Source organism: Trinickia sp. (assembly GCF_051961175.1).
In the GTDB taxonomy this organism is placed as follows: domain Bacteria; phylum Pseudomonadota; class Gammaproteobacteria; order Burkholderiales; family Burkholderiaceae; genus Trinickia.
The window spans coordinates 1-16056 of record NZ_JBQCDN010000132.1 but is presented as its reverse complement, the minus strand read 5'-3'; the positions used below and the strand labels follow the sequence as shown (position 1 = coordinate 16056).

The following is a 16056-nucleotide window of genomic DNA, read 5'->3' as shown; positions in this document are numbered from 1 at the left end:
TCATCACATTTCGCGACGCTTTCCGGCACCTTGAGCGCCGACCATCGCACGACATCTCTAGGGCCGACCACTCAACGCCCCCGAGCGGTTTCCGACAGCGAATGTGCCAGCGCCGCAACGCCGGCCGGCAGATCGACGCGCGCCCCCAGTTCAACCATCGTGCGGCCGAGCGCGTGCAGCGTGCGAAACAGATTGTGCTCGCGGCATTGCTCGCCCATCTGCCCGATCCGCACGATCGGCAGTCCGAACGAACCCGAGATCTCCACTTGGTGCTGGCGTGAGATATGACCGCAGACATCGGCGGGGCTCAATCCGGCCGGCGTCGAGATGCCGACGACCGAATTGAGCCGGCAAGGCTCGGGCGCGAACAGCTCGAGCCCCATCGCCGAGACGCCCGCTTGCAGCGCGAGCGAGCACTTGAGGTGGCGCGCAAACCGTTTTTCGAGTGTTTCGGCGCAGACGAGCCGCAGCGCTTCGTGCAACGCCAGCACGCCGGAGACGGGCGCAGTGTAGTGATAACCGGCGTTGTGCCAGAAATTTTCCGCGAGCGAGGCGTCGAGACACCAATGCGCGCTGGGCTGCTTGCGGGACTTCATCCGCTGCCAGGCCGCGTCTGAAAACGCGATGAGCGACACCCCCGGAATCGACGACAGCCCTTTTTGTCCACCGGTGATCACGGCATCGATTCCCCACGCGTCCATTTCGAGCGGCATGGTGCTAAGCGTGCAAACGGCATCGACAACGACGAGCGCGCCGGCCGCCTTCGCCAGCGCGGCAATCTCTTTCAGTTGATGATTCCAGACGGTGTTTGACGTCTCGCCTTGCACGATCGTCACGACTTCGGGCGTCTCGCGGGCCAGCGCCTCGGCGATGTCGGCGAGGCTCGCCACAGCGCCGTCGGCCACCTCGAGCGTGGCGACCTGCGCGCCGCAGCGTCTGGCCATCTCGGCCATCCGCGCGCTGAAGAAACCGTTTTTGATCGAGAGCACGCGCGTGCCAGACCAAGCGAGGTTCGAAATCGCCATTTCCATCGCCGCGGAGCCGGGGCCGGCGACGCCCAAGACCCATTTCGAGCGCGTCTGGAAGACGTAGCGCGCCATATCCTTCACTTGCCCGATGACCTTCGACATCGTGGCCCCGAGGTGATTGATGACGATTGCGTTGGCCTTGGCCACGGCGGCGGGAATCGGCACGGGGCCGGCGCCCATCATCAACAACGGTTCTTCGGGGAGGATCGCGTCGAGCGACACGACGTCGGGGCAAGGGATGGAGGGCTCGGTGCTGGACATGGTTAGGCGCAATAGGGGTTCGCGGAAACAGCGGTTCCGCTCCGCCGCGCACGAGGCTCGGCCGAGATGGTGCATTGCGGCGAAGGGAATGCCGATCATTGCCCCATTTCGGCGCGCGAGCAAGTCTTTTCGACCGAACACGCGTTCGCACGACGTTGGGACGAGGTTCGCCCCCGGGTCGATCATCGGTTTGGAGCGGCCAAGCCCGGCAATCGGGTTTCGAAGGCCAAGCTTGCGGTCAGGTTCAATCCCCCGGTGACGGTGCCACTGGCGGATGCGCCGATGTGCCGTCGATAACGGGCGCAGGCGGCGCCACGTACCCGCACAAGTGGGTGAGCAAGGCCACCTCGCGTTCATGCACTTCCACGGGGAACGCGACGGCGCCTGCATGAGCCAGATAGCGCGCCCGATGCTGGCCGTTGCGAAACCCGACGACGCCTTCGTGCTTGAGCCGCAGCCAGCCGAGCAGGCCGTGCACGCGGCGCGACTCGATCGTGACGTAAGGCATGGCGGGGACCTGCTCGTTGTCCGGGTCCAGGAAGTCGCGAATGCCTTTTACCTTGCCGCTGTGCCAATTGCCGACAGGGGGCAGCACGTAATCGGTATCGTCGCGCGCGGCGCATTGGAGCAGCTTATGAGCGTCGACGATGACGACGCGATGCCGGCTTTGATCGTCTTCGAACACGCGTTTCAAGCGCACGTGATCGTAGTGGGAATGGCCGAGAAGCGGGACGACCCAGATTGGGCCCGGGCCGGCCGAGGGTGCGAGAGCAACCGCATGGATCGATGCGGACGTAGACATGACGAACGTATGATTGTTGGAGTGCCCGGCGCGGCTACGCCGGTTCCACTGCGCTCATCCCGCAGGGAAACCGCGCAGCCTATCTCCCGATCGTGACAGGCGCATGACAAGAATGACAGATCGAACTGAATGATCTGAAGATTAGCCCCATTCTCCCGCCTGCCCAAGAAGCGAGATGAAAAATGCAAGAGACCCTTGGCTTTGGTGCGCATGTCCGGATCGAGGTGTCCGCGCTCGGCGTCGCGACGATCGTGCTCGATCGGCCGCACTGCAGAAATGCTGTCGATGGGCCAACGGCGGCCGCGCTCGCCGCTGCGTTCGCGCGTTTTGAAGCCGAACCGGAGTGGCGCTCTGGTGTGCTCTTCGGGGCGGGCGGGACGTTCTGCGCGGGGGCGGATTTGACGGCGATGGGCGATGAACAGCGTCGCAATGAGGTTCGCCCCGACGGCAGCGGCCCGGGCCCGATGGGGCCGACGCGCATGATGCTGTCGAAGCCGGTGGTGGCGGCGATTGCTGGCCATGCGGTTGCAGGCGGACTCGAGCTGGCGGCAACGTGCGACTTGCGCGTGGTGGAGGAAGACGCGGTGCTTGGCGTGTTTTGTCGGCGGTTCGGGGTGCCGCTTATTGATGGGGGCACGATTCGGTTGCCTCGTTTGATCGGGCTGTCGCGCGCGCTCGATTTGATTTTGACCGGGCGGGCGGTTGATGCACAAGAGGCGCTGGCGATCGGGCTCGCGAATCGCGTTGTCCCGAAGGGCGCGGCGCGCGAAGCGGCAGAAGCGTTGGCGGCGCAGCTGGCCGCGTTTCCGCAAGCGGCTTTGCTGGCCGATCGTCGGTCGGCGGTTGAGAACAGCTCGATGGATGACTTGGCCGAAGCGCTGCGCCGGGAAGGGGCCGGTGGTTATCGTGCGGTATTCGATGAGGGTATCGCGGGCGCGGCGCGTTTTGCCAGCGGCGTCGGGCGTCATGGTCAGGCGGCGAGTGATACCGGCGGGGGCAAGGGCTAATCGTTTGGCGAAAGCGCGAGCGCTGACCGGCAGTGGCGCAGGACCTACTACGATGTCCTCGCGCCGCTGCCGGCCACAAACCGATCAACCGCGAGCCGGCAGAATTTTACCGACACACGTCCCAAACCCGACTCGATACCCCTCTCCTTGGCACCACCCCGAAAGCGTCAACTCGTCACCATCAACGATGAACGTGCGCGTCTCGCCCCCTTCAAGCGCCACCGGCCTGGCACCGTTCCAAGTCGACTCCAGCAGCGAACCACACGAATCGGCCGTCGGCCCGCTGATCGTGCCCGAGCCCATCAGATCGCCGACGCGCGTATTGCAGCCTGAAACGGTGTGATGCGCGAGCTGCTGCGCCATCGTCCAGTACATGTACTTGAAGTTCGTGCGCGCAATCGTACTCGCCGTCGCCGCGCCTTCGGGCCGCAGCCGCACTTCGAGCTCAACATCGAACGCATGCTTCCCCTCATGCCGCAGATAGGCCAACGGCTCCGGCGTCTGCTCCGGCTGCGCGACACGAAACGGCTCTAACGCATCCAACGTCACGACCCACGGCGAGATCGTCGTCGCGAACGATTTCGCATTGAACGGACCGAGCGGCACATACTCCCATTGCTGAATATCGCGCGCGCTCCAATCGTTGAGCAGCACCATGCCGAAGATGTGATCTTCGGCTTCGCCGCAGGCTATCGGTTCGCCCAGCGCATTGCCGCGCCCGACAATAAAACCCGTCTCCAGTTCGATATCGAGCTTGCGGCACGCACCATAGATCGGCCGCTCCTGATCGGGCAACTTCAATTGCCCCATCGGACGACGCACGTTCGTCCCGCTGACGACCACCGACGAAGCGCGCCCGTTGTAGCCGATCGGCATCTCCGACCAATTCGGCAGCAGCGCATTCTTCGGGTCGCGGAACATCGAGCCGACGTTCGTGGCATGCTCCTTCGACGAATAGAAATCCGTATAGCCGGGGATGGCGACGGGCAAATGCATCGTCGCATCTTGCATCGGGACGAGCACGCGCGCTCGCAACGCCGGATCGTCGCGCAACGTCGGACAAGCGGCATCGAGCAGCGCGCTCAACTGGATTCGGACACTGCGCCATGCATCGCGTCCAAGCGAAATGAACGCGTTGAGCGACGGCTGAACAAACACATCCTCGCCCGCGTCGATCGCGAGATGGCCCGCCGAGCGCAACGCCGCGAGATCGACGATCAAATCGCCGATCGCCACGCCCGCACGCGGCATGGCGTGACGCGCATCGCTGAAGATACCGAACGGCAGGTTCTGAATCGGGAAGTCGCACGCCGGCTCATTCGCCGATTCCAGCCAGCTCCGTTTAGCCGGATCGCACGCCGCCGCGAGTGATGCTTGTGAAAAATCGTTCGTCATGCTGATTGCTGCTCCGCGTTGAAATGCTTCTTCAGGCCCTGCCAACATTCGAAGTAGTGCGCTTGCAACTGCGCGCTATCGAGCGCGAATTGCGTCGGCTTGAGCAGCGTCCGCGTCTCGAACATGAATGCGAGCGTGTCATGTACCTTCTGCGGCGTCGAAGTATCGGATGCCGATGCCTTCTCGAAGGTATCGGCATCCGGACCATGCCCGGACATGCAGTTGTGCAGACTCGCGCCGCCGGGCACGAACCCTTCGGCCTTGGCGTCATAAACACCATGCACAAGCCCCATGAACTCGCTCGCGACATTGCGGTGGAACCAGGGCGGCCGGAACGTATCCTCACCCGCGAGCCAACGCGGCGGAAAGATAACGAAGTCGATCGTATCGACGCCCGGCGTATCGCTCGGCGATTGCAGCACGAGAAAGATCGACGGATCGGGATGGTCGTAGCTGACCGAACCGATCGTATTGAAGCGCCGCAGATCGTATTTGTACGGCGCGTAATTGCCGTGCCATGCCACCACGTCGAGGGGCGAATGCCCGATGTCGGCGCGCCATAGGTTGCCGTTCAGTTTGGCGACGAGTTCGAACGCACCCTCGCGGTCTTCGTAGGCCGCGCGCGGCGTCAGAAAATCGCGCGGATTGGCGAGCCCGTTGGACCCGATCGGCCCGAGATCGGGCAGGCGCAGCAGCGCACCGAAGTTTTCGCAGACGTAGCCGCGCGCCGTGCCGTCGACGAGCGTCACGGCAAAGCGAACGCCGCGCGGCAGGACGGCGATTTCGTGCGGCTCAATATCGAGCACTCCCATTTCCGTCGCGATCCGCAATCGCCCTTCTTGCGGCACGATCAGGAGTTCGCCGTCGGCGTTATAGAAGAAGCGGTCCTGCATCGACCGGTTCGCGGCGTACAGATGAATCGCGCAGCCCGACATCGACTCGGCCGCACCATTGCCGGCCATGGTGATGAGGCCTTCTACGAAATCGGTCGGCTCGGCCGGCATCGGCAGAGGATCCCAACGCAGTTGATTGGGCGGCGTGGGCGGCGTATCGGCGAAGTTCGTGACGAGCCGGTGCGGCTCCGCCGGTCCACCACTGCGCACGAACGGTTCGAACGGCCGATGCACGGCTGCGGGCCGGATTCGGTACAGCCAGCTGCGGCGGTTATGCGCGCGCGGCGCGGTAAACGCCGTGCCTGAAAGCTGTTCGGCGTAAAGCCCGTATGGCGCGCGCTGCGGCGAGTTGCGGCCGACCGGCAGCGCGCCGGGCAGCGCCTCGGTGGCGAATTCGTTCGCGAAGCCGGACTGGTAGCCCAGCTCGGCGTCGCGGCGAGAGACATCCTGCATGACGTAGTTCTCCGATGAAACGATGAATCGATACATGGCACACGCGGCGTACACGGCGATCAGCGCGCGGCACCCCGCCATTGCAACGCGATCAGTTGGCCGCCCAAGGGGCTTAAGCGCCGCTGCTTACAGGCACGTCTTGCCTCGCCAGCGCCATCGCCTCGCGCAGCACATCGAGATCGCCGATGTGATTAGCCAGCAGCAGGACCAGCTTCGCGTTGACGAGCGCGCTCGCCGCCTCGGTGAGGTCGCGATGCATCTCGATCAGCGCTTCATAAAAGGCGTCCGGATCGGACAACCGAGGATCGGTCAGCAAGCGCCCGGGTGTCGTGGGAGCACTCATCAATGAAACCCCTCCCCTTCAATTTGCAGGGCCAAAGACAGCAGGCAGCTCAAAGCCGGCAAGGGGTCTGCCTTGCCGGGCCGGACGCGGATGCGAACGTAAGCGGGCGAGCATCGATGTCCATGGGCGCGGTGCGATTACCGCGCGGCGATCGGCCGCGCAGCAGATTTACGAATAGTAAAACGGATTACGTATAGTTAAATAAACGTAAACCCCGATGGAACGATCGACGGGAATGTCGTTATAAGCAACTAGCTGATACCGATGACGCGCAGCCTGATACCATCGTCTGCGTGCCTTTTTCTTCCCCGATGATCCCGCCGACCATTCCCGCGCTCGTTGCGCGAGCCACCGATCACCCCTCTTTGCGCGAGCACGTGTCGCTCGGCCGCGAGGGGTGTGCCGTTGCATGCTTCCGCGATATACGCTTGCAAAGCGCCTATGAGCCGATCTTCGATGTAAGCATGAGCGGCATGCAGACGCTGTGGAGCTCGCCCGAGCAAGCCGACCGCTTCGGCGACGAACTCGGCTTCCAGGCCCTGACGGCGCGAGCCGACGGGACAGCCTTCGATCCGTTCGACACGGTCGGCGACGATCGCGAACTCGTGACGCTCGATCGCCTCGCCCGTACGCTGCATGCGATCAATTTCTTCGGTGCCCAGCGTCATGGCATGCTGTTCCTACGCGTTCACGAACGGCTGCTCAAGAGCGTCAAGTACGATCATGGGCAGCATTTTTCGTCGGTACTCATCGCGTTCGGGCTCAATCCGGCGCGCGTCATCATCGAACTGCCGAGCGCGGCGGTGGCGCACCGCACGTTTCTCGGCTATCTCGCGAACAGTTATCAGCGCTACGGCTTCAAGGTGGCGGGCAACTTGCCCAATGCCGGGCACATCGTGTCGGTATCCGACATGGCGCGGCTCGATTTCATCAAGATCGACGGGGGCGCCGTCCTGCGCGATGCCATGGCCAAGCCGTTGATCGCCTACGCCAATCGCCTCGGCATCCCGCTCATCTTCGACCGCGTCGCCACGGAGACACAGTTCGACGAGTTGGCGCAGTTCGGTGCGCGCTTCGTGCAAGGACCCTTGTTCGCTCCGAAGAAGGCTTGCGCCGCGCGTTAGTTAGCGTCACCGATCGACAGAACCTTCGCGGGCCGCTTCCCTCTCGGGTGCGGCCCGCGCCGCATTGAGGCCACCTGTGGGAGACCCTTGCCCCTCGCGGAGTTCATGAGCACGTCCCGATCGAGCAGCCGGTAAGCGCGCCCTGCTCGCAACTTTGTAATTTCGCCTCGTCTGCCCTGCGCCTTCATCGTTTGATGCAAGTCGCTTCATTGTGGCGGAACGCCCGCAGACTGCCCATGCGCCAGGCAGGAACGGTTCGTGCACGACGCAAACTACGCCGCCGTGCGCCGCCATTCAGCCTATCTTTGGTACGATGCACGCATGAGTGAAAAAAGGGGGCTCTAATGTCAGAAGTCAACAAGGAGAGACTGATGTCCGATATCAGAAACGTCCTCGCGGACGCCGAGGATCTGTTGAAGCAAGCCGCGAGTGCGACGGGCGAACGCGCCTCCGAATTGCGCGAAACCGCGATGGGCCGCTTACGGCAAGCGAAGGAAAAGGCGGCGGACGTGCAAGTCGTCGTCGTCGAGAAAGGCAAGAAAGCGGTGCGCGCCACCGACGATTACGTTCACGAGCATCCGTGGACAGCAATCGGCATCGCGGCCGGCGTCGGCGTGCTTGTCGGTTTGCTCATCAACCGAAAGTAGTCGCGCTAGCGCGAAGGGCAGCCCGCGTCCTTCCTCGTTGCGGGCTTTCGTCGGACATGGCCGGCGCCGGGTAGCGCAGCTTCTTCCCGGTGCCGTCGCCACGGCCGGCCGTCGCATTGCATGCTTTTTCGCCAATCCATGCCAAACGATACGCATTCGCAGCATGCCGGCCACGGGCCGTTGCGCCGCATGATCGCGTCGGTATTCGCGCTGCTTCATACGCGGCTCGAATTGATCGGCATCGAGCTGGCCGAGGAACGCGAGCGGATCGTCGCCGTCATGTTCCTTGGGCTCGTCGCCGTTATGTTCGCGATGATGGCGCTCATCAGTTTGACGGCACTGATCGCCGTCGCCTTTTGGGACAGCTACCGCTGGCAGGTGCTCGCCGGCATTACGGCTGTCTATGGCCTGGGCGCGGTGATCTGCGCGATCCGCGCACGCAGCGGACTGCGCGAGGCGCCGATCGTCTTCCAGGAGACGCTGCACGAATTCGAGAAGGACCGCGAGATGTTCCGCGAACCGTGACCGGATACCCTCCCGTACGGCGCAACGCGCATCGTCGCGGCTTCCGGGCCTCCCAACGCTTTGGCTGACCGAACCCTCGCCCCTCGCTCCTATGAACCAGACTTCCTCGCCCCACTCGGCGCGCCCCGCGCACTCCCCGGTGCGTGACCCGAGCACCCCGCAGATGCGCGCGGTCCGAAAGGAATTGTTGTTGCTGCGCGCGGAGGTCGAGCGTGCCGAGTTCGTTCAGGCTCGCGCGGAACTGCACCGAAAGTTCGCTAACCTGGGCTGGCTCAAGCTGCTAGTGCCGGGCCTCGGCAGCGTGCGGCCCAAAGGGGGGAAACGCGGCGTGAACGCGACGATCACGGACTGGGTGCTCAATCATCCGCTCGCGAGTTCAGTGGCTTCGCTCGCCTTGGGCAAGCCCCTGCGTGCGACCGTGGCGACCGTCGCGACCGGCGTCAAGCCCGTGCTCAAGTGGGGCGCCCTGAGCGCCGCCGCCTGGGCCGGACTGCGCGTGTGGGGCCATTTCGCGCGCGCACGCAACGCGCAGCGGCAGCACGGACAAGACGCAGCGAGCGAAGGGTAGCGAATCACGCAGGCTTCGGATTACGCGGGCTTCGGATCACGCGGGCTTCGGATTGCGCAGGCGTCGGATCACGCGGGTGCAGTAACGCGCAGCTCAAGGGCCCGCTTGCTTGAGCCACGTCGCTGCCGCTAGGCGGCGCGTCCGGACCAACAGCGTTCGCTGACCGCGCTGTCGGCAATCGGGCTCGAACTCGCGCTGAGATTCGGGCTCAGATTCGAGCGCACGCCGAGTCCATCGAGCACGAACGTGCCGCACACATCGGCGCGCATCGGGCCATCAGCTGCCGGAATGGCGTGCAGTTCGTAACCACCGCTCGTGTCGCCCGCACGTAACCATTCCAGTCGATAGACAACACGCCCCCTCTCTGGCACTCGGCTGAGCCCGGTTGGCAACGCGAGGGCGGTTGCCGCAGCGGCGGGCCTCGCAGCCTCGGCCGCAGCGATGGATTGCGCGGCACGGTGCAGTGCGATCACCGCGTCGATCCGATGGCCGCGGGCGGCGTATGCCAGATACGACGGTACGGCGTAAGCCGCCAACACCGCCGCCATCGCAAGCGCGATGACAAGTTCGAGCATCGAAAAGCCGCTCGCCGATTCGCTTGTTTTCATCCCGCCCTCCTGCTCCCGCCTATAGCCCTTATCGCCCTTATCGCCCCTATCGCCCCTATCGCCCCTATCGCCCCTCCTAGCGCGCTGCCGGCGCAGCGACGATGCGGCGCCACGCTCGTCGCTCGCGGCCCGCCTCGGTCATGATCATCAGTTGAAGCCGCGCTTGCACCGACACGCTGGAGCCAAAGCCGCGCGCGGTGATCCAATACGCCCGCGCATCGGCCTGGCCTTCGACGAACGACGCTTCGATCACGCATTGCGGTGCGCGCGCCGATCCGGGCCAGGAAGGTACAGGCTCGTAGGCCGACGGACTGTCGAACGTCTCCGGCTTTGTCCATTGCTCCGGTGTTCCACCCCACGCCGGCAGCACCGGTGCCACGCCTGATCGCAAGTCGCGCTCACACAACGCGAGTGCGCCATCCGCAGCCTGGGTTGCGCGCAAATGCTCATGCACATTGACGCGGTAACGCCGATGCGCGATTGACGCTTCCAGCCAGGCAGCCGACGTCGTGAGCATCATCGCCGCGAGCATCAGCGCACTGGGCAATGCGATACCTCGATGATCCGCACGCAGGCGGCCGCGCGACCCAACGGGCCCGCGGCCCAGCGCATGAACCGCGTGCCGCCCCGCCCCGTTGCCGCAGCCCGCCATCCGCATGTGCAGCGCCGATTCGCGTCGTACTCCGGCGCTCATGCTCACAGCCTTCCATCCTGCCGATTACGCAACGCCAGACGGCGCGAAACCGACAATCTGTCTTTCCCGTCCACACTGCGCATCTGCCTCCCGTCGCAATCGATGAAGGCGCGCACACCCGACGCTCGCCGCCCCCGCACGACCACGCATAGATCGACGGCCACGATCTCCGCCCATTGCATCGGCACAAGCCCGCTCGCGCGTATCGGCTCCGCAGCGCCGCGCAGCCAGTAACGCAGTTCCATTCGATCGATGCCTTCCACGATGGGCTGCGGCCACGGGTGTCCGTTGCCGATGCAATAGAGTTCGGACTCCTGACGCCGGGCCAGCCGCGCCACAAAAAAACCATTGACGATGACCGCATGCCGGCCATGGCGCGCCACGCCTTGTCCGAGGCAATCGGTCGGCTCGCCCGACGCTCCGTGCCAAGTCGACACCGCGTCATCCGCATAGCGGACAATGACAGCGTCCGAATCCGTGCGGGATGGCTCGTGCTGACAGTTCATGCCGTCGGCCATCTCGAGCAACACCGGCCGAGCCGACTGACAACCGAAAATGCCCGGCATCACACGCTCACGGAGCATCGGTTCATCGAGCGGCGCATAACCGGCCATTTGGATCTGCTGCCCGACGAGCGCCAGTGCTGCCGCACCGGCTTCGCGCATCGCCGCTGCATCAACCGCGCGTTCGAACGATACGCGGTGCAAGCGATAGAGGGTCAGCGTGCCGGCCAGCACAACGAGACCGAGCGCCGCCGCGATCAGCCATTCCAACAGCACGTGCCCCGCCTGTCTTCTCGATGGGCAGGTGCCGTAGAACGTAGCGCTTAGCGTTGCGCCCCTCGGCATCCGTTCCCGGCGTGTCGACACGTCGTCCATTGGGGCGGCTGATCGAAATGTGTCCATGCCCATTGCGCGGCCAACCATCACGCGCCACCCACGGCAAACGGCTGCGCGATGCACTGAACGGCGCCCCGGTCTGCAGCGGGTCCGCAGGGGCCCTCATCCGGCGATTGCACTCGCTCCTGTCCCCCCGCCGAGCGGGGCCAATGAACGATGATCATGCCGATGTCGCTTGCCTCATCGACGAGCGATATCCGTGCCCCAGGCAATACCTGCTCGATCGACGCGCGCGAGCGCTCGAGCATCGGTGCCGCCCATTCGGGCATCCGCATCGTTTCGGCGATCGACGCCGCCATCCACGAAGCTTGGTCGTGTCTCGCCTGCGCTTCGCCGTCCCGCAGCGCCGCGAGCTGCACTGCCGCCAGGCCCAGCAGCGACACGGCAAGCAACGAAACGGCTACCAGCACTTCCAACAGCGACGCGCCCGCACATCGGCGCGCGCTCGCACCGACGGCCCGCTTGGCCATCGACGACCCAGGCGTCCCAATCGTAGGAAAACATCGTTCCGCGCGAACCCGATGCCGCTGAGCGGCAGCGGCCCCCGCGGCCGCGATCGGCGCTTCGTTCATGTCTTGGCCGGCTTGTCGCAGCCGCCGTGTTCGAGTCTCGCGCGCCCACCCGCCGCGATGCGGATGCATCGACGAGAGCGATCGACGTTCGCGCCAGCCGGAACCCCAATCGATGAAAATTCGAAATGCCGAAAGCCGCCGATGACCTGACCGGCTGGCGGCGTGAACTCCACGCGAGCCGCCGTGGCACCGATCGCCACATCAGCGATACGCGGATAACTGCGCAGCACTGGATGAATCGGCGGAGAGGGGTCCCCGTAAGCGCGCCGCTCCGCACGGGCACGCCCGGACGCCACCACAACCGCCCAGCCGCAAGACCAATCGAGCGCACCGCGAGCGCAAAGATAGCCTGTCGGTGCGCAACCCGCCGCGCCGATGGCCGGGCACACGACGACTCGAGCGCCGCGGGCAACGGCCTCACCGCGCGCGAATGTCAGACTGGCGAGCAATGCGCGAGCCGCGCGGTCGACACGATCCCGGGCATGCCATTCGGAAAACGCGGGCGCTACCGCCATCGCAGCCGACGCCGCGAGCCCGGTGACGATCAACAGTTCGACAAGCGAAAACCCGCCGCAGCGCCAAGGCGCGCGCCGCCCTGCGCGAACGCACACTGATCCGCCTTGCATGTCCCTTCCCTCCCGTCGTCGGCATGTCGTCCAATCTAACGGGTGGGCGTGAGCCGCACCATCGTCCGATCAGCCAAAGACACGTTCGGGCGGATTCAATGTGTACGATCAAGGACTGGCGGACGACGCCATAGGAGGCTCATTCGGGGAGCCCGTAAGAAACAATCAACGCTTGCGCGTGGTGGGCTTGTCCTGCTTGGGCCGGCGAAACTCCTCGATCACGTCCTCGAATTCGGACACGTCTTCGAAGCGCCGGTACACGGACGCAAAACGCACGTAGGCAATTTTATCGAGCGCCAGCAACTCGTTCATGACGAGTTCGCCCAGCCGCTCGCTGCGAACCTCGCGCTCGCCGCTGCCGAGCAGCTGATATTCGATGCGAGCGACGGCCGCATCGATCGCCTCGGCGGAAACCGGGCGCTTGCGCAGCGCCAGCCGCATGCTCGCGGCAATCTTGCGCCGGTCGAACTCGCTGCGGCTGCCATCCTTCTTGACGACAGCCGGCAGCGTCAGCTCCACCCGCTCATACGTCGTGAAACGTTTGTCGCAGGATGGGCAGCGCCGCCGGCGCCGGATCGCGGCGCCGTCCTCCGATACGCGTGAATCGATCACTTGCGTATCTTCGTGCCGGCAGAAGGGGCAGCGCATGGCCGATCAGCTATAGACGGGGAACCGCTTCGTGAGCTCGGCCACCTGTGCACGCGCGCGCTCGATCGTTGCGGCGTCTTCCGGGTTATCCAGCACGTCGGCAATCAGATTGCCCACTTGCTCGGCTTCCTTCGGACCGAAGCCGCGCGTCGTCATGGCCGGCGAGCCCAGACGGATACCGCTCGTCACGAACGGCTTTTCCGGATCGTTCGGAATCGCGTTCTTGTTGACGGTGATATGCGCCGCGCCGAGTGCTGCCTCGGCGGCCTTGCCGGTGATCTTCTTGGCACGCAGATCCACCAGCATCACGTGGCTTTCCGTACGGCCCGAGACGATGCGAAGCCCACGCTTGACCAGCGTTTCCGCGAGCACGCGCGCGTTTTCCACCACTTGCTGCTGGTACGTCTTGAACTCGGACGATGCGGCTTCCTTGAACGCCACGGCCTTGCCGGCGATGACGTGCATCAGCGGGCCGCCCTGGATGCCCGGGAAGATGGCCGAGTTGATTTGCTTCTCGAATTCGGCCTTCATCAGGATAACGCCGCCACGCGGGCCGCGCAGGCTCTTGTGCGTCGTCGTCGTCACGAAATCGGCGTGCGGCACCGGGTTCGGATAGACACCGGCTGCGATCAGGCCGGCGTAGTGGGCCATATCGACCATCAAATACGCGCCGACCGACTTGGCGATCTTCGAAAGACGCTCGAAATCGATCTTCAGCGCGAATGCCGAAGCGCCGGCCACGATCAGCTTCGGCTTATGCTCTTGCGCGAGCTTCTCGGCCGCTTCGTAATCGATGTCTTCCGCTTCGTTCAGCCCATAGCTGACCACGTTGAACCACTTGCCCGACATATTCACGGGCGAGCCGTGCGTGAGGTGGCCGCCTTCGGCGAGGCTCATCCCCATGATCGTGTCGCCGGGCTTGAGCATCGCGAAGAACACGCCCTGGTTCGCCTGCGAGCCTGAGTTCGGCTGCACGTTCGCGGCCTCGGCGCCGAAGAGCGCCTTCACGCGATCGATCGCCAACTGCTCGACGACATCGACGTATTCGCAGCCGCCGTAGTAACGCTTGCCGGGATAGCCTTCGGCGTACTTGTTCGTCAGTTGCGAGCCTTGCGCCGCCATCACGGCCGGGCTCGTGTAGTTTTCCGAGGCGATGAGCTCGATGTGCTCTTCCTGGCGGCGGTTTTCCTGCTGGATGGCGTTCCAGATCTCAGGATCGACGTTGGCAATGGTGCTTTGGGCTCTGTCAAACATACGCGTTCCGTTAAGGGTGGTCAGGTTGGCCGAATCGTGCGCGGGATACGTACCGGACGTACGCTTGCGCGGCTGGCGGCAGGCCAGCCCGGACGTGGCGGATGAACCGTTACGCGGGCAGGACAACCGCGGTCGACGCAAACGACGGCGCTCCGACACTCGGCTGCCCAGGCGAACGGCAAAACGGCACCCTGCGCTTCACGGTGGGCGGCTCCACCTTGACCCCGAAGGGTTTTATCGCCAGTCACGCAGGGATGAGCGCGATAGTGTATGTGAAGCGCCACCAATAGGCAATTCCGGGGCAATTTCGGGGCAATGCCACGCAATTTCGAGACCGATCCGCACATCCGGTAAAATGCCGGGCCATGAACCAGCCAACCAGCCATCGCGGCGTGCAATTCAGCTTCGATTGGCCGATCCGCGTCTACTACGAAGATACCGATGCGGGCGGCATCGTCTTTTTTGCGAACTATCTGAAGTTCTTCGAGCGCGCGCGCACCGAATGGCTTCGGGCCTGCGGCATCGACCAGCACAAGCTGGCGGAGGAAAACGGCGTCGTCTTCATCGTCAGCGAAACGGCCGTCCAGTACCGTACGCCGGCGCGGCTCGACGATGTGTTGACGATCGCGAGCCGGATCGAACGTCTGGGCAAAGCGAGCGTCGAGTTCGTCCAGGAAGCGCGGCGCGGCGACACCCTGCTCGCCGTCGGCACGATTCGCATCGGCTGCGTCGAGCTCGCCACCCTGAAACCGGTCGTCCTGCCGGCGTCGGTGGCCGATGGGCTGCGCCGCAACCCCCTCGCCTTTCGCGAGGAGGTGTCAACGACGAACGACTGATTTCCGTTGAGGACTACGTCAATGAACTAGTATCGTGCCGGTCGATGCCAAACGGGGCTCCGCCCTGATGGGACAAGGCTTTCAAACGGTTGACCAATACCCTTTGCGCAGCTTGCAGCGACCCTCGCCGTTCTGACGCATAAGCATAATTTTTTATGAACAACGCACAAGATTTGTCGATCGTTACTCTCGTCCTCAACGCGAGCGTGCTCGCGCAAGCGGTGATGGGGCTGCTGCTCTTGCTGTCGCTGATGTCGTGGACGTTCATCTTCCGCAAGTGGTTTGCCATCCGGCGCGCCCGGGCGCAAACTGAACAATTCGAGCGCGATTTCTGGTCGGGCGGCGATTTGCAGGCGCTCTATCAAAGTGCCGCCAACAACCGCCATACGATTGGCGGGCTCGAACGGATTTTCGAGTCGGGCATGCGTGAATTCCTGAAGGGCAAGGAGCGGCGGATCAACGATCCGGGCGCGATTCTCGACGGCGCGCGCCGTGCGATGCGCGCCGCCTTCCAGCGCGAAATGGACGTGCTCGAGGCCAACCTCGCCTTCCTCGCCTCGGTCGGCTCGGTCAGCCCGTATATCGGCTTGTTCGGCACGGTGTGGGGGATCATGAACGCGTTCCGCGGTCTGGCCAACGTGCAGCAGGCAACGCTTGCCAACGTGGCGCCCGGCATCGCCGAAGCCCTGACGGCCACGGCCATCGGCCTGTTCGCGGCGATCCCCGCCGTCGTCGCCTACAACCGTTACGCGCACGACATCGATCGCCTCGCGATCCGCTTCGAAACGTTCATCGAAGAGTTCTCGAACATCTTGCAGCGCCAGGCGCATTAAGGAGTACGCGATGGCCGGTTCCACCAACCGATCCAGCATG

19 protein-coding genes and 1 riboswitch are annotated in these 16056 nt (G+C 64.3%); of the genes, 7 read left to right on the top strand and 12 right to left on the bottom strand.

What is annotated here, in order from left to right:
* Nucleotides 1-71 precede the first annotated feature (71 nt).
* A complete protein-coding gene (locus ACTHL0_RS07390) occupies nucleotides 72-1289 on the bottom strand; it encodes a pyridoxal-phosphate-dependent aminotransferase family protein (RefSeq protein WP_440566029.1) in 1218 nt (405 codons plus the stop codon).
* Between the two features lie 244 nt (nucleotides 1290-1533).
* Nucleotides 1534-2091, bottom strand: coding sequence for a plasmid fertility inhibition factor family protein (locus ACTHL0_RS07385; RefSeq protein WP_440566027.1), 558 nt, complete (start codon nucleotides 2089-2091; stop codon nucleotides 1534-1536).
* Nucleotides 2092-2273: 182 nt separating this feature from the next.
* Between ACTHL0_RS07385 and ACTHL0_RS07380 the strand changes: the two genes are divergently transcribed.
* On the top strand, nucleotides 2274-3098 hold the full coding sequence (locus tag ACTHL0_RS07380; RefSeq protein WP_440566025.1) for a crotonase/enoyl-CoA hydratase family protein: 825 nt from the start codon (nucleotides 2274-2276) through the stop codon (nucleotides 3096-3098).
* An 84-nt stretch (nucleotides 3099-3182) separates the two neighbouring features.
* Here ACTHL0_RS07380 and fahA read toward each other — a convergent pair whose 3' ends face one another.
* From fahA to ACTHL0_RS07365, 3 genes are all read right to left on the bottom strand, one after another.
* Nucleotides 3183-4493, bottom strand: a complete 1311-nt coding sequence (fahA, locus tag ACTHL0_RS07375; protein WP_440566024.1) for a fumarylacetoacetase — start codon at nucleotides 4491-4493, stop codon at nucleotides 3183-3185.
* Nucleotides 4490-5839 carry a homogentisate 1,2-dioxygenase gene (gene hmgA / locus ACTHL0_RS07370; protein ID WP_440566032.1) on the bottom strand — a complete coding sequence of 450 codons (1350 nt, stop codon included), beginning with the start codon at nucleotides 5837-5839 and terminating at the stop codon, nucleotides 4490-4492. The genes fahA and hmgA overlap by 4 nt, the downstream gene beginning before the upstream one ends.
* Nucleotides 5840-5951: 112 nt before the next feature.
* On the bottom strand, nucleotides 5952-6182 hold the full coding sequence (locus ACTHL0_RS07365) for a DUF2783 domain-containing protein (RefSeq protein ID WP_440566022.1): 231 nt from the start codon (nucleotides 6180-6182) through the stop codon (nucleotides 5952-5954).
* A gap of 311 nt (nucleotides 6183-6493) precedes the next feature.
* On the opposite strand from ACTHL0_RS07365, the gene ACTHL0_RS07360 reads away from it, so the two are divergent.
* The 4 genes from ACTHL0_RS07360 (at nucleotide 6494) to ACTHL0_RS07345 (ending at nucleotide 9046) form a co-directional block, all read left to right on the top strand.
* Complete coding sequence (locus tag ACTHL0_RS07360; RefSeq protein WP_440566031.1) at nucleotides 6494-7306, top strand: EAL domain-containing protein; 813 nt, start codon at nucleotides 6494-6496, stop codon at nucleotides 7304-7306.
* A 344-nt stretch (nucleotides 7307-7650) separates the two neighbouring features.
* Nucleotides 7651-7953, top strand: coding sequence for a DUF883 family protein (locus ACTHL0_RS07355; RefSeq protein ID WP_440566021.1), 303 nt, complete (start codon nucleotides 7651-7653; stop codon nucleotides 7951-7953).
* 138 nt (nucleotides 7954-8091) lie between these two features.
* Nucleotides 8092-8478, top strand: a complete 387-nt coding sequence (locus tag ACTHL0_RS07350) for a phage holin family protein (protein WP_440566020.1) — start codon at nucleotides 8092-8094, stop codon at nucleotides 8476-8478.
* A 163-nt stretch (nucleotides 8479-8641) separates the two neighbouring features.
* A complete protein-coding gene (locus tag ACTHL0_RS07345) occupies nucleotides 8642-9046 on the top strand; it encodes a DUF3318 domain-containing protein (protein WP_440566018.1) in 405 nt (134 codons plus the stop codon).
* Between the two features lie 128 nt (nucleotides 9047-9174).
* Here ACTHL0_RS07345 and ACTHL0_RS07340 read toward each other — a convergent pair whose 3' ends face one another.
* From ACTHL0_RS07340 to glyA, 7 genes are all read right to left on the bottom strand, one after another.
* A complete protein-coding gene (locus tag ACTHL0_RS07340; RefSeq protein ID WP_440566017.1) occupies nucleotides 9175-9654 on the bottom strand; it encodes a prepilin-type N-terminal cleavage/methylation domain-containing protein in 480 nt (159 codons plus the stop codon).
* 76 nt (nucleotides 9655-9730) lie between these two features.
* Nucleotides 9731-10348 carry a pilus assembly PilX family protein gene (locus ACTHL0_RS07335; RefSeq protein ID WP_440566016.1) on the bottom strand — a complete coding sequence of 206 codons (618 nt, stop codon included), beginning with the start codon at nucleotides 10346-10348 and terminating at the stop codon, nucleotides 9731-9733.
* A 2-nt stretch (nucleotides 10349-10350) separates the two neighbouring features.
* Nucleotides 10351-11127, bottom strand: a complete 777-nt coding sequence (locus ACTHL0_RS07330) for a type IV pillus assembly protein (protein WP_440566015.1) — start codon at nucleotides 11125-11127, stop codon at nucleotides 10351-10353.
* Between the two features lie 146 nt (nucleotides 11128-11273).
* On the bottom strand, nucleotides 11274-11717 hold the full coding sequence (locus ACTHL0_RS07325; RefSeq protein WP_440566014.1) for a type IV pilus modification PilV family protein: 444 nt from the start codon (nucleotides 11715-11717) through the stop codon (nucleotides 11274-11276).
* Between the two features lie 98 nt (nucleotides 11718-11815).
* Nucleotides 11816-12445, bottom strand: coding sequence for a GspH/FimT family pseudopilin (locus ACTHL0_RS07320; RefSeq protein WP_440566012.1), 630 nt, complete (start codon nucleotides 12443-12445; stop codon nucleotides 11816-11818).
* Between the two features lie 165 nt (nucleotides 12446-12610).
* Complete coding sequence (gene nrdR / locus ACTHL0_RS07315) at nucleotides 12611-13093, bottom strand: transcriptional regulator NrdR (RefSeq protein ID WP_440566011.1); 483 nt, start codon at nucleotides 13091-13093, stop codon at nucleotides 12611-12613.
* Between the two features lie 6 nt (nucleotides 13094-13099).
* Entirely contained in the window at nucleotides 13100-14347 is a 1248-nt protein-coding gene (gene glyA, locus ACTHL0_RS07310) for a serine hydroxymethyltransferase (RefSeq protein ID WP_440566009.1), read from the bottom strand.
* Nucleotides 14348-14505: 158 nt separating this feature from the next.
* A riboswitch (ZMP/ZTP riboswitch) is annotated at nucleotides 14506-14605 on the bottom strand.
* A gap of 107 nt (nucleotides 14606-14712) precedes the next feature.
* Between glyA and ybgC the strand changes: the two genes are divergently transcribed.
* Both ybgC and tolQ read left to right on the top strand, forming a co-directional pair.
* A complete protein-coding gene (ybgC, locus tag ACTHL0_RS07305) occupies nucleotides 14713-15183 on the top strand; it encodes a tol-pal system-associated acyl-CoA thioesterase (RefSeq protein ID WP_440566007.1) in 471 nt (156 codons plus the stop codon).
* 155 nt (nucleotides 15184-15338) lie between these two features.
* Nucleotides 15339-16016, top strand: coding sequence for a protein TolQ (tolQ, locus tag ACTHL0_RS07300; RefSeq protein WP_440535537.1), 678 nt, complete (start codon nucleotides 15339-15341; stop codon nucleotides 16014-16016).
* Nucleotides 16017-16056: the final 40 nt, after the last annotated feature.

Bases quoted from the DNA above. Each gene is read 5' to 3' on its own strand.
- ACTHL0_RS07390 (WP_440566029.1), bottom strand. From the start codon at position 1,289: ATGTCCAGCACCGAGCCCTCCATCCCTTGCCCCGACGTCGTGTCGCTC.
- hmgA (WP_440566032.1), bottom strand. From the start codon at position 5,839: ATGCAGGATGTCTCTCGCCGCGACGCCGAGCTGGGCTACCAGTCCGGC.
- ACTHL0_RS07385 (WP_440566027.1), bottom strand. From the start codon at position 2,091: ATGTCTACGTCCGCATCGATCCATGCGGTTGCTCTCGCACCCTCGGCC.
- glyA (WP_440566009.1), bottom strand. From the start codon at position 14,347: ATGTTTGACAGAGCCCAAAGCACCATTGCCAACGTCGATCCTGAGATC.
- ACTHL0_RS07335 (WP_440566016.1), bottom strand. From the start codon at position 10,348: ATGAGCGCCGGAGTACGACGCGAATCGGCGCTGCACATGCGGATGGCG.
- ybgC (WP_440566007.1), top strand. From the start codon at position 14,713: ATGAACCAGCCAACCAGCCATCGCGGCGTGCAATTCAGCTTCGATTGG.
- ACTHL0_RS07355 (WP_440566021.1), top strand. From the start codon at position 7,651: ATGTCAGAAGTCAACAAGGAGAGACTGATGTCCGATATCAGAAACGTC.
- ACTHL0_RS07325 (WP_440566014.1), bottom strand. From the start codon at position 11,717: ATGGCCAAGCGGGCCGTCGGTGCGAGCGCGCGCCGATGTGCGGGCGCG.
- ACTHL0_RS07365 (WP_440566022.1), bottom strand. From the start codon at position 6,182: ATGAGTGCTCCCACGACACCCGGGCGCTTGCTGACCGATCCTCGGTTG.
- ACTHL0_RS07345 (WP_440566018.1), top strand. From the start codon at position 8,642: ATGCGCGCGGTCCGAAAGGAATTGTTGTTGCTGCGCGCGGAGGTCGAG.
- tolQ (WP_440535537.1), top strand. From the start codon at position 15,339: ATGAACAACGCACAAGATTTGTCGATCGTTACTCTCGTCCTCAACGCG.
- fahA (WP_440566024.1), bottom strand. From the start codon at position 4,493: ATGACGAACGATTTTTCACAAGCATCACTCGCGGCGGCGTGCGATCCG.
- nrdR (WP_440566011.1), bottom strand. From the start codon at position 13,093: ATGCGCTGCCCCTTCTGCCGGCACGAAGATACGCAAGTGATCGATTCA.
- ACTHL0_RS07340 (WP_440566017.1), bottom strand. From the start codon at position 9,654: ATGAAAACAAGCGAATCGGCGAGCGGCTTTTCGATGCTCGAACTTGTC.
- ACTHL0_RS07320 (WP_440566012.1), bottom strand. From the start codon at position 12,445: ATGCAAGGCGGATCAGTGTGCGTTCGCGCAGGGCGGCGCGCGCCTTGG.
- ACTHL0_RS07350 (WP_440566020.1), top strand. From the start codon at position 8,092: ATGCCAAACGATACGCATTCGCAGCATGCCGGCCACGGGCCGTTGCGC.
- ACTHL0_RS07380 (WP_440566025.1), top strand. From the start codon at position 2,274: ATGCAAGAGACCCTTGGCTTTGGTGCGCATGTCCGGATCGAGGTGTCC.
- ACTHL0_RS07360 (WP_440566031.1), top strand. From the start codon at position 6,494: ATGATCCCGCCGACCATTCCCGCGCTCGTTGCGCGAGCCACCGATCAC.